We start from the raw sequence: 14,903 nt of genomic DNA, 5'->3' as shown, positions 1-14,903 counted from the left end.
GAAGCCCGCCAGGTATGACCCTCCCCCACGCCTGGCTCGATGAACCATGACCCTATCCTCCTGCCATGCGCCTCGGGCGGAGAGCCCGGTCGAGATCGCCGTAGGTCCGACGGACCGCAGTCTGCCAGAGTAGTTGGCCGTCCGGCAAATTAATAAGCCGTTAAGGTGCGAGATCGTCTTTTTTGTACAAATGACAACTAAGTGTTATTCGGCGCCCACCTTCGACGAGGTGGTTGAACGTCCTGGACGGGCGTCAGACCATCTATCGTGTCAAGGGTGTGTTGCGTCGGACGCTTACCAAGAAGCGGCTGATCGTCAGCCTCGACTGGACGGAGGTCCGTGACTTCCACGGCCTGATGGCCGCCGCCTGCATCGGCGGCCGGGCCGTGCCGCTGCTCTGGGCCAGCTACCCCGAGGGGAAGCTGGCCCGCAGCCAAAACAGCCTGGAGGAAGGACTCTTACGGCTGCTCCGCACGCGGATCCCCGAGTCGGTGCCGGTGCTCATCCTGGCCGACCGCGGCTTCGGCCGGGCCGAGTGGGCGGCGGTCTGCCAGGAGTTGAAGTTCCGTTATCTGGTGCGGATCAAGCCTCAGGTGACCATCGCCTGTGCCCGCTACCGGGGCGTGCTGAGCAAGGATCCGGTCCACAAGGGCATGGCGCACGTGCTGCGTGAGGTGCGGTACCGCAAGGACGCCCGGGTCACGCACCACGTGGTCATCCGCTGGCAGCCCGGCCTGCCGAGCAAGCGGGACGAGCCGTGGTATCTGATGACCGACCTCCAGGGCCGGGCCGAGGCGCTCCGCCGGCTCTACGGCCGCCGGATGAGCGTCGAGGAGTTGTTCCGCGACGCCAAGAACCGCCGCAACGGCCTGGCGATCCGCAACACGCGGATCACCAAGGTCGAGCGGTTCGACCGCTTCCTGCTAGTACTAGTTTGCGGTGCGAAATAGGCATGTTTCACGGCCTTTGGTACGCTGATGGCATCCCCGGAACCGCACCAACCGGACCGATGGCAGGGCGGAGCCATGCTCAGGAATCGCTACCGCCGGACCGACCTGTTCGCCCTGGTCCCCCAGCTCGACCTCCGCTTCGAGCTGCAGCTGAAGCAGCTCGACCGGCTGCTCGACGATGACGAGCTGTTCGAGGCCGTCCGCGAGGACCTCGCCCGCCGTCATCCCAGGACCGGCTCCCGCGGCCGGCCCTCCACCCCGGTCGAGGTCATCCTGCGGATGCTCGTGGTCATGCGGCTCTACGGCTGGAGCTACGCCCAGGCCGAGTCCTTCGTCAACGACAGCCTGGTCCTGCGTCAGTTCTGCCGGGTCTATCTCGAGAAGGTCCCCGACGACACCGTGCTGATCCGCTGGGCCGACACGATCGAGCCCGAGACGCTCCAGGCGCTCAACCACCGGGTCGTCCGGCTGGCCCGCGGCCTGAAGGTGACCCGGGGCCGCAAGCTCCGGGTCGACACCACGGCGGTGGAGACCGACATCCACTTCCCGACCGACAGCGGCCTGCTCGGCGACGGCGTGCGGGTCGTCTCGCGGCTGCTGCGGCGGGCCAGGGCCGCGCTGGGCGAGGCGGCCGCCGGCCTGGGGGAGGCCTTCCGCAGCCGGGTCCGCACCGTGCGCACGCTCTCCCAGCAGCTGCACCGCCTCCCCCGCCGCAAGGGCGATCAGGGCCGCGAGACGCTGAAGGCGGCCTACGGCCGGCTCATCGCCACGACCAGGCGCACCGCCGCCCAGGGCAGGCGGGTGCTGAAGGCCCTCCAGGAGCGGCCTGACGAGCCGGCGGCGCGGCGGCTGGCCGCGCGGCTCGGGGAGGTCCTGCCGCGGCTGAAGCAGGGGATCCGCCAGGCCACGCGGCGGGTGATCAAGGGGGAGTCGGTGCCGGCCGGCGAGAAGCTGCTCTCGCTCTTCGAGCCGCATACGCAGGTGATCCCCCGGTTCAAGGCCGGCAAGGCGGTCGAGTTCGGCCGCAAGCTCCGGCTGGATGAGGTCGAGGGCGGGCTGATCAGCGGCTACGCGATCCTGGAGCGGGGCGGCGGCCAGGACCAGCCGTGCCTGGGCGACAGCCTGGCGAACCACCGGTTGCCGTTCGGCCGGGCCCCAGGCCTGCTGGCCGGGGACCGGGGGCTGGCGTCGGCCGAGAACGAGCGGCTGGCCCGCGAGGCGGGGGTCAAGCAGGTGGCGTTGCCGCACGTCGGCAAGGCGCCGCCGGGGCGGCGGGTCGAGGAACGGGGCCGGCGGTTCAAGCGGGCGTATCGGTTCCGGGCGGGGATCGAGGGGCGGATCCACACGCTGCGGCGGGATTTCGGCCTGAGGCGGTGCCGGTACCACGGCGAGCGGGGGATGGGCCGGTGGATCGGCTGGGGCATCCTGGCCCACAACCTGGCGAAGGTCGCGGAGGCAGGGGCGGGTCGGTAAGCCGGGGGGGCGGGGCCGAGGGCCGTCCGACCGGGCCGAGATCGAGGCGGCGGACCCGTGGAAATACCGCAGCCGACGTGCAGAATTTCGCACCATTAACTAGGACTAGTCGTGGTGCTGGCGTACCTGCTGCTGGTCGGCCTGGGCCTGCAGGCGAAGCGGGACTACGACCCATCGGCCTGGTGCACCAACCGTCGTGAGCGAGAGTGCAGCGTTTTTACCATCGGCCGGGCGATGCTTCACCGCACCAATGACTTGCCTGAAGACCTCTTACGTATGATTCGCTGGGCGACCATCGAGGTCGCCGACAGGTGGGGATGACTCAGGTCAGGATGTCACTCGCACGAAGGAAGTCCGGACCACGCCACGAGTTTCCACGAGGAACGGGTTCGGGCTATCCGAATCGACTCATGACCCTGAACGCCTTCTTCAGGTCGGCCTCGGCGTAGACCTGCGTCGTGATCAGGTTCGTGTGGCCGAGGATGATGCGAGCCGCCTCGATGCCGTGACGGCGGCGCAGGCGAGTCGCGGCGGTGTGCCGCAACTGGTTGGGCGACCACTTCTCGACCTTCGCTCGGTCGCACGCACGGTGGATCGCCCGGCGGTCACTCACCGTGGTGTCGCACTGGCCGGAGGGCCGTTTTCTCCTCGCCCTCGGGCCCCATCGGGTCTGCGAGGGGGTCATCGGGGACCGACGATTCGCCCGTCGGTCGCCGTTCCGGTGCGCCTCGGAACCGGCGGGGGAGAAGAGATAGGCGTCGTCGGGGACGTCGATCCACGGGCCCAGGACGCGCTGGGCCCTCGGCCCGATGGAGATCCTCCGCTCGATGTCGTGGTGGTCGGTCTTGTGCTCCGGCGGCTCGTGGACCCAGACCTTGCCCCGTTGCCGGATGTGGCATCGGCGGAGCCGGCAGACCTCCTCGGGGCGGCATCCGGTGTGGTCCTGGAACCGGATCATCGCCGCGATGGCGGGGGGGACGTGCGGGAAGACGACCCGGATCGAGGCCGCGGGCCCGGGGCGCACCCGTTCGGATTCCCGCACCCCCGGGGTCCCCTTGCGGATGCCCCGGACGGCCCTCAGGGCGTGATGGACCGAGCCGGGGACGATCTCCTCCTCGGTCGCCCAGCGGAACATCCGCTGGATCCGGTCGACCTGGGCGTTGATGTACCGGCGGCACCAGCCCTTGCCGATCATCCGGTCGCGGACGACCTTCAGGGCCCTGGGGCCGAAGTCGGCCGCGGGCGTCCGGCCGTAGAGCTGCTTGACGATCTTCAGGACATCCTTGATGCACCCGACCTCGCCGCCGTGGGGGCCGCCGTCCTTGTAGTAGGCCGTGGCATGGTCCAGGAAGGCGAGGATGACGTCGTTGACGGTCGGCTCGTCGGCCGGGGACCGGCGGCCGTCGGCGAGCCATTCGGCGATGAGCCGCTCGTAGGCCGCAGCGGCCTCGGGGCTCCCGTGGGCGCCGAGGTAGTGGTCCCGTCCGTTAAGTCGGGCGACGGCCTGGCCGGATCGGTGACGCGAGGTGCGGGGGATGTAATGCGGATCTCGCATGGGGCACGGTCCTGAGCGTCGATCCTCAGTATTGTACTGAGGATGCCCGATTCAGGCCGCGCCGCCGACGGGTACGCGTAAGTCGCGTTCGGCTAGGGAGAAGTGGAGTGGGCGATACAGGGCTCGAACCTGTGACCTCCAGTGTGTCGAACTGGCGCTCTAGCCAACTGAGCTAATCGCCCGAGCGGGTGCTCGTGAGGACCCAATTATGTCTCCTCGGGCCGGGCGGGTCAAGAGGGCGGCGGCCCGGTCGCAGGGCCGTTTCATTCTCGAGTTCGGCTTGACAGTATTTCCAGCGACTTCTCTGGGTGGCACATATGGTATCGGGTCGCCGCCGTCAGGTTCGGCCGGCCCGACCGGGGACGCAGATAGATGATCAAGTTCCTCAGGGCCGCCATCACCTGCGACGCCGCGCCCCGCCCGACGCGGCTGGCGTCCTCACGCAGCGTCCCATCGCGTCGGCCGTGCAGCCCGTTCTCGAAAAGCCTGGCACAGTACCCTCCAAGGAACAAGTTGTGCGAGAAGCCGATCCCGCCCCGGGGGTCCAGGGCGGGACCGATGCGGTCATCCAAGACGTCGGCCTGGGGTCCGCAGCTCGGCCAGTCGCTCCCGATAAGGCCACGTCCTCGGGCACTCCTTCAACGCCCGTAGTCGGGCCAACTCGCAGGCGTCTGCCCGCACCGCTTATGGGCCGCCTCGGCCGCCGACCTGCCGGGCGTGAAGCCAGCCCTTCTTCCGCCACCCGTGCAACGTGTGCGGTGACAGCGCCAGGTCTCGTGCCAGGTCGTGTAACCACCGCTCGTCCGGCGACAGGACCCCGGCCGGCTCAGCCGCGCGTGGCACGCGCCGCCGCAATCCCAGTTCGTGCAGCAACCGCCGCACCATCCCGGCCGTGAACCAGGATGCCCGCTTCGGGGGACGGAATCCCTCCCGATCGAGGGCCGTTGCGATCGCCTCCGGCGTCTCATCGCGGCCGTGCAGCGCCGCCAGCCGCTCCGACAAACATGACCACGATTGCTGACCCTTGTATCCGCGAACGGACCGGTGGATCACCCGCTCGCAGACCGCCCCGCCGGCCCACTCCACGCGCACCGTGACGCGGTCATCGCCCGGGTCCACGGTCAGCACCACGCGCTCCACCAAGAGCCGGACGACCTGTCGCCGGTCTGCGGGCGTTGTCGATGGCGCCTGCCACAGCGCGGGCACTTCCGCGGCCAACCGGCGGAACCGATCCCGATCGGCTTCGCCCAGCGGCCGCGGCTGCGTGCGGGTGTAACGGTACCGTGCCCGTTCGATCCGTTGCTCCCAGTGCCGGGTCATCTGCCGCCGCCGCTGCTCCACCGCAGCCGCCGCCTCAAGGCTCGCCTCCAGCACCGCCGGCTGGATCACCTCGAGGATCTGCTCGGCCACCCAGCTCTCGACCTCGGCCGCCGTGACCGACTGGCACAGCGGCAAGGCGTAGTCGGACCGCAGCGTGCTACAGGCGTACCCGGGCCGCCGGTGGGCGCTGCCGTAGCGGACAGACATCCGCTTCCCGCACCGCCCGCACCGGACCAAGCCGGCCAGCAAGGCGCTGCCGTCCCGGACCGCGCCGACCGAGTCGATCCGGGACCGGTTGGCCGTCAGCCGCGTCTGGTTCGCCTCGAATCGCTCCCAGGCGATGTACGCGGGGAAGCGATCCTTGAGGAAGACCAGGCAATCCTCGGCCGCCAACCCGCTGCCCCGACCACCCCGCGGATGTCCGGGCGTCTGCCGCCGCGGCTCGGTGGGCCGGAAACCATACCGATAGGCCCCCGCGTACATGGGGTGGCGGAGGATGTGGCGGACCGTCTCCCGGTACGGCGCCCGCCACTCCAGTTGCCCGCGGTTCGGCCCGCCCTGCGCTCGCACCGGCAAGCGGACCCCCTGCGCGATCAGCGACCGCAGGACGCCGTGCACCGTCCCCAGCCGGTCGAACTCATCGAAGATCAGCCGGATGACCCCCCGGGCTTGCTCGTCCGGGTCGAGCGTGACTTCCCCGGCCGGGGACGTGACGTATCCGGCCGGGACGCGGGCGATCAGCTCCCCGCGGCGGGCCTTGTTCAGCTTGCCCTGGCACATCCGTTGCTTGAGGATATGCAGCTCTGCCTCGCTCATCATGCCGGTCAGCCCGAGGACCAGGCGGTCCGCATACTCGGTCGGGTCGTACACCCCGTCGGCGTCGGCCAGTAGAACGCGGAACCGGGCGCAGAGTTCCAGCGGTGGTGCCAGTCCTTGCAGGAGCGGGCCAACCGGCTCATCTCCAGCCCGAGGATCAGCCCGACGCGGTCCAACGCGACCTCGGCCAGAAGCCGCTGGAACCCTGGCCGGCCCTCGACCGACTGGCCGCTCCTGCCCAGATCGTCGTCGATCACCTGGACCTGCGACCGCGGCCAGCCCAGGGCGATGGCGCGGTCGGCCAGAGCGTACTGACGGGCGGTGGACTCCTGATGGTCGATGACCTGCTGGGGGGTGGACTGTCGGACGTAGACGACGGCGGCGCGGTCGAGGTGCCAGGGCCGGAGCTTCGGGGACGGCGGGTCAAGCCGAGCGGTGGTCATGACGCCCCTCCCGCGGCGGGGCCGCTGCGACGGTGACGGGCCGGGCGAGCAGATCGGCGAGGAGTTGCTGGAGCCGCCGCCGTCGGTCCGTCGGGAACTGGGCCCAGATCGCCGTCAGCGGGCCCGGCGGTGAGGACGGGGGGGGACGTGGGTTGGTTCGTTGGTGAGCATCGGTTGCCTCCGTGTTCGTCTCGGTGGTCAAGCCATGAGGCCAGCGCAAGCAGGGCCTCCGCAGAGATGGTATCCGGCCCGTCCGGCGACGCACAAGTTGTCGCTTCGCGGGTCGTCTGACTGGGGGTTCTCGATCCTCCAGTGGCCCCGGATCAACCGGGAGAGCTCCGCCGCCCCGGCCCGCTCACGCGGTAGGCTGGTGATCCCGAAGACCACCTCCTGCTTGACCTCACCGCCGGATCGACGCGCGCGTTCCAGGCGGAAGACCTGCGCGCAGCCCGGCCAATCCGACGCCAGGTACTCGGCCGGCCAGGTCGTCACCTCCAGCGAACGGACCTCGACCCGGCCGTGCCCCTTGTGCACCTCACGGACCCGGTCGAAGCTCGCCTCACGCCGCTGGGCCTGGAGAGGGGGAAAGGCCGGCCGGGGGCTCGGCGAAGGCCGCCTGGATGTCCCGAAGCAGGTTCGGCTGGTTCTCCTTGGCCGGCAGGATGGAGTCCCCGCCGCCGTCGAGGACGGCGGTACACACGTCGCGGTGGGTGAACATCGCGTCGGCGGTGACCACCCGGCCACACAGCGGCAGGATCCCAAGCAGTTCCAGGGCCGCCTTGTGCTCGTTGGTCTTGGCGTCGACGCGGAGCTGGCCGAGGACGGCCTCGACCTCCGGGGCGTAGGCGGCCACGAGGTGAGCCGCCGGCGTGCCGGCCTCACGGCTGCCGCGGAGCGACTTGCCGTCCAGGGCCAGGTGCCGCGCGTCGCCCGGATCGAGTCGGCTGCGGATCCAGCCGGCGACGGCCGCTTCGAACGCGGCGACATCGATGCGGCGAAAGACGCGCGAGCAGGTCGCCTAGCAGAGGCCGTGACGACGTGTGAAGCCCAGGGCCTGGAGGAAGGCCCATCCGCGTTCCTTGCCGTATTGGACGATCGCCTCGTAGCCGCACTGGCCGGCGAGCATGGCGACGACGGCTAGGCCGAGGAGAGCCGGCAAGGGATGACGCTTGCCCCGGGCCGCACGCGGATCATCGATCGTCTCAAGGAGTTCCATCAGGCTGAGGGCGGCATCCATGCCCGAATCTCCAGGGGTGGCGTCGCACGCGGTGAGGACCCGATGGGCGATACCTAACACAAACCGTCGTCCCAGGCTAGCTCAAAAGGAAACCGCCCTGGGCCCGGTCGGAGGATCGGAGGATCGAGGGGGGATCACTCTTCCATGATTTCCGCTTCCTTCCGCTCGGCCAGGTCGTTGACCTTCCCCTCGTACTTCTTGGTCAGGGCCTGGATCTCGTCCTTGCAGCGGACCAGGTCGTCCTCGGTGAGGATCTTGTCGGCGGTCTCGGCATCGGCGGTTTTGTTGGCGTCTCGGCGGATGTTGCGGATGGAGACGCGGGCCTCCTCGGCGAGGTCCTTGACGCGGCCGACGAGCTTCTTGCGCTGCTCGACCGAGAGGGGGGGGACGTTCAGGCGGATGACCTTGTTGTCGGAGTTCGGCGTGAGGCCGAGATCCGAGGTCTGGATCGCCTTGATGATGTCGCCGATGACGCTGGTGTCGAACGGGCGGATGAGGATTTGCTGGGGCTCGGGGGTGGAGAGGTTGGCCAACTGCTTCAACGGAGTGGGGGAGCCGTAGTACTCGACCCGGATCGACTCGACGAGCCCGGTGTTGGCCCGGCCGGTGCGGATGCCCCGGAGCTGGTCGGCCAGCAGGGTGACGGACTTCTCCATCCGTTCCTCGGCCTCGAACGTGATCTCTTCGATACTCATGGCGGCAACCCCTGCGGGGATCGGGTCGATTCGGGGGCGGTCGGCCGACGTCTCGTGCCGAAGGCCGACGGGGGGATCCCCCCTATTGTGCCGGCGACGGGCCGGGCTGACCAGCCTCGGCCGCCCGGGTGCCGGCGCTGTGGCCGGGACGGGGGCGGTCGCTGACCCAGGTGCCGATCGGCTCGCCGGAGACGACGCGCTCGATGTTCCCCTCGCGCTTGAAGTCGAAGACGATGATGGGGAGGCCGTTGTCTCGGCACATGCCGATGGCGGCGCCGTCCATCACCTTCAGGTCCTCCCTCATGACGCGGTCGAAGTCGAGCGACTCGTACCGGACGGCGTGCGGGTTCTTCTCGGGGTCGGCCGAGTAGATGCCGTCGACCCGAGTGGCCTTGAGGACGACGTCGACCTCGAGCTCCTTCCCCCGGAGGGCAGCGGCGGTGTCGGTGGTCACGAACGGCGAGCCGGTGCCGGCGGCGAGGATGATCACCCGGCCTCGGGAGAGGTGGGTCAGCGCCCGGCGGCGGATGTAGGGCTCGGCGACCTCATTCATGTGGATGGGTGTCATCAGGCGGGTCTGGCAGCCGAGCCCCTCGAGGGCGTCTTGCAGCGCGAGGCCGTTGATGACGGTGGCCATCATGCCCATGTAGTGGCCGGTGGCCTCCTTGATGACGTGGGAGCCCTTGAGGGTCGCCCCGCGCAGGATGTTGCCGCCGCCGACGACGATGGCCAGCTCGATCCCCCGTCGGGCGACCCGGGCGGCCTGGTCGGCGATCCGGCGGACCTCCTCGGCGTTGATGCCCCCCTCGCCGGGGCGGCAGAAGCTCTCGCCGGAGAGCTTCAGGAGCACGCGACGGAACTGCGCCGGGGGTTCGCCGTCAGTCGGGGAGGCCGGTTCCATGAGGGGGACCTTATCGGGGGTGGGAGGAGGCCAGAGCGGGGCCGGAGGCCGTCGGGAGCGGCCTCCGGCCGGGGAGCGTCCCGGGTCAGTCGGCCGACTCGCCCACGGCGAGCCGGGCGAAGTGGTCCAGCTCGATGCCGGGGCCGGTGGCCTCGATGACCTTGCTGACCTTCTGCGAGGGGTCCTTCACGAAGACCTGATCGATCAGGACGATCTCGCCGAACCAGGCGTTGAGCTTGCCCTCGGCGATCTTCTCCCGGATGTTCTCGGGCTTGTCCTCGGCCTGGGTGACGAAGATCCGCTTCTGCTCGGCGACGGCCTCGGCCGGGACCTCGTCGCGTCGGGAGGCCAGGGGACGGGTGGCGACAACGTGCAGCGCCAGGTCCTTGGCCAGGGCGATGACGTTCTCGGAGCCGGCAACCGCGTCGTCGGGGCATCGGAGGGAGACGATGGCGCCGGACTTATTGTCGTGGTGGACGTACGCGTCGACCCGGCCCGGTCCGCTCGTCTCCAGCCGGTAGGCCCGGGTGAACTGGACGTTCTCGCCGGTCCGGGAGTTCAGGTCGAGCAGGAAGTCGGCGAGGGTCTGGCCGGTGTCGCCGACGGGCGTGCTGGCCAGAGACGAGACGTCGATGCCGCCGGTCTGGCCGAGCGCCAGGACGTGCTCGGCCAGGATCTGGGCGGCCTTTCGGAAGTCCTCGTTGCGGGCGACGAAGTCCGTTTCGCAGTTCAGCTCGATGATCGAGCCGGCTCGGCCGTCTTGGGCGATGGCCACCTCCACGCGGCCGGCGGAGGCGACGCGACCGGCCCGGCCGGCGGCCTTGGCCATCCCGCGCTCTTTGGCCAGCGTCTCGGCCTTCTTCGGGTCGCCGGCGGCCTCCTGGAGCAGCTTCTTGCACTCCATCAAGCCGAGCCCGGTGCGCTTGCGAAGCTCGTTGACGGCCTGGGCCGTGATGTCGGCCATCGTGAGGATCTCCCTGGCAATCGATCGAGTACGGGTCGGGATCAGAAGGAAGGGGGCCGGCGGGGGGAGGCCGGCGGAGGCCTCCTCGGGAGGGGCCTTGGGAATTGGCGCGGAGTCCCACGTTCGTTCGGCGGGACGGCCGCCGGGAGCGGGGAGCTCGACCGGCGGCCGTGTCCGGATTCGGGAAGGACTCGTTCGGGTTGGGGGCGATCCGAGCCGGCTCGATCCGGCCCGGGACGGATCAGCCCTCGGCGGGAGGCTTCGGCTCCTCGCCGGTCGGCTCGGCCGGGGAGGGCGCGGGGCCGTCGCTCGGCGGGGAGGTCGAGGACGGCTCGGCGCCTCCCTCGGAGACCGGCTCGAGGGCCGGAGCAGGGGCGGAGGCGGAGTCCCCGGCATCGGCCGAGGCGACCGGAGGAGACTGGCCGCCCTCCTCGGCCGATGCGGCGGGGGTGCCTCCCCGGCCCGCGAGGCCTCCCGGGCCGGCAGGGCCACGACGGTCTGCTCGCCCTCGGGGGCCGCCGGGCCCGTTGGGAACGGGCTCGGCGCGAGCGGCCTCGGGAGGAGCGGCGGCCTTGCCGTCGATGATCGCCTGGGTCAAGCGGTCGAGAATCAGCTCGATCGCCCTCATGCTGTCGTCGTTGCCGGGAATCGGCAGGTCGACGACGTCGGGGTCGCAGTCGGTGTCCATCAGGGCGACGACCTTGACGCCGAGCTTCCTCGCCTCGCTCACCGCGATCTTCTCGCGGTGCGGGTCGATCACGAACATGGCCTCGGGGCGCCGGGTCATGTGCCGGATCCCCTCGAGATTCCTCGCGATCTTCTTGCGCTCGCGATTGAGGGTGCTCAGCGCCTTTTTCGAGTAGGTCAGCGCCATCTCGCTCTCGAGAATCTGCTCCAGTTCCTCGAGGCGGTCGAGCCGGCTGCGGATGGTCTGGAAGTTGGTCAGGGTGCCGCCGAGCCAGCGCTCGGTGACATAAGGCATCCCGCACTTGGTGGCGTGCTCGACGACAAGGTCGACGGCCTGCCGCTTGGTGCCGACGAAGAGGATCAGACCGCCGCCGGCGGCCACTCGGTTGAAGTACTTGATCGCCCGCAGGAGGCCGCGGACGGTCTCCTTCAAGTCGATGATGTGGATCAGGTTTCGCTTGCCGTAAATGTACGGCTTCATCTTCGGGTTCCAGCGGCTGGCTCGGTGGCCGTAGTGCACGCCGGCTTCGATCAGGTCCTTCACCGCGATGGCCACAGGCGATCCCCTCAGGGCATTGGGTCCGGATCCGGCCGATGGTCCGAGAGCGACGTGCCCTCGGGGCGGCCTTGCTCGGGATGGTTGGGTTGAGCTCGACACGATCGGGCTGCCGGCTCGGTCGAGTCGTCCACTGTAACGGCCGATGCGGCCGTCGTCAAATCCGGGAGCTCTCTCGCTCTCTCCGCTCTCTCGCTCGCTCCCAGCGCCAGCCGACCTCAGGGGTCGTCGGGCAGGAGGTCCAGAACGGGAAGCCCCGGGGGATAAGGGCCATCGGCCGGGTCGAAGGGACCGCAAAGCCCCTCGGCGTCGCAGGCGAGGCAGGCGGCAATCTCGGCTCGAGTCAGGCCGGGATGCCAGCGCATGAGTTCCTCCTCCGACCGGCCGTCGAGCCGCCAGGCGACGATCTCTTCGGCCTCCAGGAGGAGCCGGACCAGGATCGGCCATTCCTCGCTGACGCTGCGGACCAGCGCGATGTGTCGACGCCAGTCGGACGAGGCCTCGGCAATCTCCTCGGGGGTCGACCCGGCCGGCGGAGGAGGGTCGGCCGGGGGAGCCTCCTCGAAGGAGGAGAGAGTGAGAGCAGAGGAGAGGGTGAGAGCAGAGGAGGGGGAGTCAGCAGGAGAGGGGGAGGGAGACGGACTGACAGAGTGAGCAGAAGAGGGGAAGTCAGCAGGAGAGGGGGAGAGAGATGGACTGACAGAGTGAGCAAAAGAGGAAGAGGGAGTGGAAGAGGGGGAGGGAGACGGACTGACAGAGTGAGCAAAAGAGGGGGAGGGAGTGGAAGAGGGGGAGGGAGACGGACTGACAGAGTGAGCAGAAGATGGACTGACAGAGTGAGCAGAGGAGGGGAAGTCAGCAGGAGAGGGGGAGGGAGATGGACTGACAGAGTGAGCAGAAGAGGAAGAGGGAGCAGAACAAGGAGCGGGGGAAGGGGGCGAGGATGGTGCGGAGGGCCGGGAACGGTCCGGGGAAGGAGCCGGAGGTGGGGAAGGGAGGCGTTCGAGGTGGCGATGCAAGTCCTTGAGCGCGGCGCGGAGGTTGCGCTCGGCCAAGGCGTGGACTCGGCACCAGGAGGAGTCGGGGAGCTGGTCAAGGGGCTCGGCCTGCGCGGCCCTTCGGTAGCGATCGGCGGCGGCCAGGACGAGCTCGACCAGCAGTCTCCCGATCGGGTCGTTGGCGGGGACGTTGTCGAGGAGCCCGGCGGCGAGCAGGCGGAACCGACCGGGGTCCGGGTCGAGTAGGGCTAGTCCGATCAGGACCGGGGCCGGCACGGGGCTCCCGGACGGGAGGGGAGCGGCGGGGGAGGATTCCAGTTGGGCCATGATCGCGAGGAGTCCGACCAGGAGTCGAGGGCGCGACGGCCGGGGGGCCTCGGTCGTCGGCCCGGCCGGGGGAATCGACGCCTCTTGCCGACTCGGTCCTCGCCCGCCTCCCGGCCACGAATCCGGGGGGCGGGGCGATCCTCGGAGGGGTGTCGTCTCTCGACGGGCGGTTGCCCATCGGCTCGTCGATGCTCCCGAATCGGGCAGCGAACGAGCGGGCGGGCGATCCGCCAGGAGCCTCGAACCGAAGCCCAGAGACGCCGCGATCCGTGGGAGTCTCGCTCGAGGCGGGGCCTCGAAGGCTGGGGTCGAGTCGCCCCTCGGCTCGTCAGGCTCGTGAGGATGAGGGGGCGACACGCCCCAACCGCATCAGCCCGACCTGACGCCTCCGATCGCGTCACTCCGTTCTGTATCATCGGGCCGGAGCGGACGTTGCTCACAGAATCTTTGGACCGCCGAGGAACTGGGACGCGTCCGGCTCCGGCCGCCAAGGGTGAGCTCGATCCCCGGTCGGCAACCTCCTCGGAACGGGAATCGGGAGCTGCCGAAACCGCGATCGACCGGGCCACGAGCCCCTTCGGGCCTCCGGATCGTCCGCATCAAGACCTTGCCGGCTCTGGAGATCGGATCGATCCGGAGCACCGCCGGGCGGGAGTGTCGCCGTGCTGGGCCTTGCGCTGGAGGACGGCGTTGGCCGTCCTGGTCAGGCGCCGGGGACGCTCGCCGTGGCCTCAGTCCGTACTCCCTGTACTCCTTGCTCTCCGAGTTCTCGCGCCCGAGGATCGCGTGCTTCCGTTTCGATTTGAGCCATCCGCGTCGAGGTGACCGGAAGGCGACACTCCCTCGCCGGGCAGGCCGATCGAGGCCTCTGGGGCCGGGTCCGAAGACCCTCTCGGGCGGTGGGGGCCGGTTTCGCCGGTAAGCCTGCCTGCCTAGAATGGAAGGACGGCCCGAGTCAAGACGCCGACGACCACCGGACGAGGAGCAGCGCCCGATGCCGATGCCCCAGCCGCTCTGGGCCGAGTTCTCGATCCAGTTCCTCATCCCGGCGATCTTCCTGGTGATCTGGGTCCTCAACCAGGTCTTCGGCCGGTCGGAGGCAGCGCCGGCGCCGGGGAGGGAACGGCTCGGGCCGAGGCCGATCCCGCCGGGGCCGTCCCGGGCGCCTCAGCCGACCTCAAGGACTCCGGGAGGGAACGGGTCGAGGGGGCAGTCGTCTCGGCCGCCGTCCTCCCGGGGTCCCGGCCGTTCCCCGGGGAGGGGCCGCGTTTCCTCGCAACCGTCCGCTCCAGCCAGGCCCCCCGAGCCCTCCCGAGCCCCCCTCCCCAGGCCGGCCTCGGTGGACGAAATCTACGCGATCTACGACGACGATCGCATCGCTCCCGGTTCCGGCAGCCCCCCGACACCGGCGCCGGTGTCGAGCGTCGCATCGAGGTCCTCCTCGGGAGCCACCGTCTCCGTCAGGGCCACTCCCGAGTCGGCGGGACTGGATCGGCTGGTCCGATCGGGCTTCGATCCGGAGCGGCTGCGCGAGGCGATCCTGCTGAATGAGGTGCTCGGGGCCCCTCTGGCCCTGAGGAAGCGACGGCCGAGAGGGGGGAGCGGAATCGTCCAGGGGCCGAGGGAAGGACTCGGAAGCGAGGAGTAGGATCCGAGGAGGCCCTCGGAGGGATCGTCTCGGCGGCGGGGGCAGGAGCGGCCGGGAGGCTCGAGGCGAGTCGTTTTGGTGGGGGAGGCCCTCCTCGCCGGGGTCGCCACGACCCCATTCGCTCCCGGATTCGCGTCTTCAGCGGGCCACTCGAGATCCGAGAACCCGGAGATCACTCCGGGAGCGGGGTCACTCCAGCGGAGGGATTGGCCGGGAACTCGGGGAACGTTCCACCGAGCATTGGCGATTGCGATTCTCAACGAAGGGGGCGGGGAGGTAGGATGGCGGTTTGCTCGGCAGACCCCCCCGATCGTCGAGAGGATCGACCGACCG

Annotated in this window: 15 protein-coding genes, 1 tRNA gene and 1 pseudogene; 5 read left to right on the top strand and 12 right to left on the bottom strand. The window is 69.8% G+C overall.

Going from position 1 to position 14,903, the window contains the following annotated elements; translation table 11 throughout:
* The first annotated feature begins 233 nt into the window (after nucleotides 1–233).
* The 3 genes from TsocGM_RS22210 (at nucleotide 234) to TsocGM_RS22200 (ending at nucleotide 2,744) form a co-directional block, all read left to right on the top strand.
* Nucleotides 234–950: a transposase gene (locus TsocGM_RS22210; RefSeq protein ID WP_158633707.1), complete on the top strand. Its 717-nt coding sequence runs from the start codon at nucleotides 234–236 to the stop codon at nucleotides 948–950.
* 75 nt (nucleotides 951–1,025) lie between these two features.
* Nucleotides 1,026–2,423 (top strand): ISNCY family transposase, encoded by a 1,398-nt coding sequence (locus tag TsocGM_RS22205; protein WP_126727654.1) that lies wholly within the window; start codon nucleotides 1,026–1,028, stop codon nucleotides 2,421–2,423.
* A gap of 114 nt (nucleotides 2,424–2,537) precedes the next feature.
* Nucleotides 2,538–2,744 (top strand): hypothetical protein, encoded by a 207-nt coding sequence (locus TsocGM_RS22200; RefSeq protein WP_126727653.1) that lies wholly within the window; start codon nucleotides 2,538–2,540, stop codon nucleotides 2,742–2,744.
* A 73-nt stretch (nucleotides 2,745–2,817) separates the two neighbouring features.
* Here TsocGM_RS22200 and TsocGM_RS22195 read toward each other — a convergent pair whose 3' ends face one another.
* The 12 genes and pseudogenes from TsocGM_RS22195 to TsocGM_RS27280 all read right to left on the bottom strand — a co-directional run bounded on the left by TsocGM_RS22195 (nucleotide 2,818) and on the right by TsocGM_RS27280 (nucleotide 11,962).
* Nucleotides 2,818–3,978: a tyrosine-type recombinase/integrase gene (locus TsocGM_RS22195; protein ID WP_126727652.1), complete on the bottom strand. Its 1,161-nt coding sequence runs from the start codon at nucleotides 3,976–3,978 to the stop codon at nucleotides 2,818–2,820.
* Between the two features lie 108 nt (nucleotides 3,979–4,086).
* Nucleotides 4,087–4,160, bottom strand: a tRNA-Val gene (locus TsocGM_RS22190).
* Nucleotides 4,161–4,662: 502 nt separating this feature from the next.
* Nucleotides 4,663–6,117 (bottom strand): recombinase family protein, encoded by a 1,455-nt coding sequence (locus tag TsocGM_RS22185; RefSeq protein ID WP_233579105.1) that lies wholly within the window; start codon nucleotides 6,115–6,117, stop codon nucleotides 4,663–4,665.
* A 5-nt stretch (nucleotides 6,118–6,122) separates the two neighbouring features.
* Nucleotides 6,123–6,557 carry a recombinase family protein gene (locus TsocGM_RS27285; protein WP_233579104.1) on the bottom strand — a complete coding sequence of 145 codons (435 nt, stop codon included), beginning with the start codon at nucleotides 6,555–6,557 and terminating at the stop codon, nucleotides 6,123–6,125.
* 198 nt (nucleotides 6,558–6,755) lie between these two features.
* Complete coding sequence (locus TsocGM_RS22180) at nucleotides 6,756–7,091, bottom strand: hypothetical protein (protein ID WP_126727651.1); 336 nt, start codon at nucleotides 7,089–7,091, stop codon at nucleotides 6,756–6,758.
* Nucleotides 7,092–7,116: 25 nt separating this feature from the next.
* Nucleotides 7,117–7,560, bottom strand: a pseudogene (locus TsocGM_RS22175) (ISAs1 family transposase); the annotation flags it as partial.
* 15 nt (nucleotides 7,561–7,575) lie between these two features.
* Complete coding sequence (locus TsocGM_RS22170) at nucleotides 7,576–7,794, bottom strand: transposase family protein (protein ID WP_126727649.1); 219 nt, start codon at nucleotides 7,792–7,794, stop codon at nucleotides 7,576–7,578.
* A 134-nt stretch (nucleotides 7,795–7,928) separates the two neighbouring features.
* Nucleotides 7,929–8,489 carry a ribosome recycling factor gene (gene frr / locus TsocGM_RS22165; protein WP_126727648.1) on the bottom strand — a complete coding sequence of 187 codons (561 nt, stop codon included), beginning with the start codon at nucleotides 8,487–8,489 and terminating at the stop codon, nucleotides 7,929–7,931.
* An 82-nt stretch (nucleotides 8,490–8,571) separates the two neighbouring features.
* Complete coding sequence (pyrH, locus tag TsocGM_RS22160; RefSeq protein ID WP_126727647.1) at nucleotides 8,572–9,390, bottom strand: UMP kinase; 819 nt, start codon at nucleotides 9,388–9,390, stop codon at nucleotides 8,572–8,574.
* Nucleotides 9,391–9,475: 85 nt separating this feature from the next.
* Nucleotides 9,476–10,354: a translation elongation factor Ts gene (gene tsf, locus TsocGM_RS22155; RefSeq protein ID WP_158633706.1), complete on the bottom strand. Its 879-nt coding sequence runs from the start codon at nucleotides 10,352–10,354 to the stop codon at nucleotides 9,476–9,478.
* A gap of 241 nt (nucleotides 10,355–10,595) precedes the next feature.
* Entirely contained in the window at nucleotides 10,596–11,597 is a 1,002-nt protein-coding gene (gene rpsB / locus TsocGM_RS22150) for a 30S ribosomal protein S2 (protein WP_233579102.1), read from the bottom strand.
* 218 nt (nucleotides 11,598–11,815) lie between these two features.
* Nucleotides 11,816–11,962: a hypothetical protein gene (locus TsocGM_RS27280; protein ID WP_233579101.1), complete on the bottom strand. Its 147-nt coding sequence runs from the start codon at nucleotides 11,960–11,962 to the stop codon at nucleotides 11,816–11,818.
* 642 nt (nucleotides 11,963–12,604) lie between these two features.
* Between TsocGM_RS27280 and TsocGM_RS22145 the strand changes: the two genes are divergently transcribed.
* Together TsocGM_RS22145 and TsocGM_RS22140 are read left to right on the top strand one after the other, a co-directional pair.
* The gene (locus TsocGM_RS22145; RefSeq protein ID WP_126727644.1) at nucleotides 12,605–12,841 is read left to right on the top strand and encodes a hypothetical protein; all 237 of its coding nucleotides are present in this window, start codon (nucleotides 12,605–12,607) and stop codon (nucleotides 12,839–12,841) included.
* Nucleotides 12,842–13,916: 1,075 nt separating this feature from the next.
* Nucleotides 13,917–14,570 (top strand): hypothetical protein, encoded by a 654-nt coding sequence (locus TsocGM_RS22140; RefSeq protein WP_126727643.1) that lies wholly within the window; start codon nucleotides 13,917–13,919, stop codon nucleotides 14,568–14,570.
* Nucleotides 14,571–14,903: the final 333 nt, after the last annotated feature.

The organism is Tautonia sociabilis (assembly GCF_003977685.1).
GTDB lineage: Bacteria > Planctomycetota > Planctomycetia > Isosphaerales > Isosphaeraceae > Tautonia > Tautonia sociabilis.
This window is presented reverse-complemented; position numbering and strand designations above follow the sequence as displayed.

Excerpts from the sequence above, each read along its gene's own strand:
- TsocGM_RS22205 (WP_126727654.1), top strand. The coding sequence starts at position 1,026 with ATGCTCAGGAATCGCTACCGCCGGACCGACCTGTTCGCCCTGGTCCCC.
- TsocGM_RS22195 (WP_126727652.1), bottom strand. The coding sequence starts at position 3,978 with ATGCGAGATCCGCATTACATCCCCCGCACCTCGCGTCACCGATCCGGC.
- TsocGM_RS22185 (WP_233579105.1), bottom strand. The coding sequence starts at position 6,117 with ATGATGAGCGAGGCAGAGCTGCATATCCTCAAGCAACGGATGTGCCAG.
- TsocGM_RS27285 (WP_233579104.1), bottom strand. The coding sequence starts at position 6,557 with ATGACCACCGCTCGGCTTGACCCGCCGTCCCCGAAGCTCCGGCCCTGG.
- TsocGM_RS22170 (WP_126727649.1), bottom strand. The coding sequence starts at position 7,794 with ATGGATGCCGCCCTCAGCCTGATGGAACTCCTTGAGACGATCGATGAT.
- frr (WP_126727648.1), bottom strand. The coding sequence starts at position 8,489 with ATGAGTATCGAAGAGATCACGTTCGAGGCCGAGGAACGGATGGAGAAG.
- pyrH (WP_126727647.1), bottom strand. The coding sequence starts at position 9,390 with ATGGAACCGGCCTCCCCGACTGACGGCGAACCCCCGGCGCAGTTCCGT.
- tsf (WP_158633706.1), bottom strand. The coding sequence starts at position 10,354 with ATGGCCGACATCACGGCCCAGGCCGTCAACGAGCTTCGCAAGCGCACC.
- TsocGM_RS27280 (WP_233579101.1), bottom strand. The coding sequence starts at position 11,962 with ATGCGCTGGCATCCCGGCCTGACTCGAGCCGAGATTGCCGCCTGCCTC.
- TsocGM_RS22140 (WP_126727643.1), top strand. The coding sequence starts at position 13,917 with ATGCCGATGCCCCAGCCGCTCTGGGCCGAGTTCTCGATCCAGTTCCTC.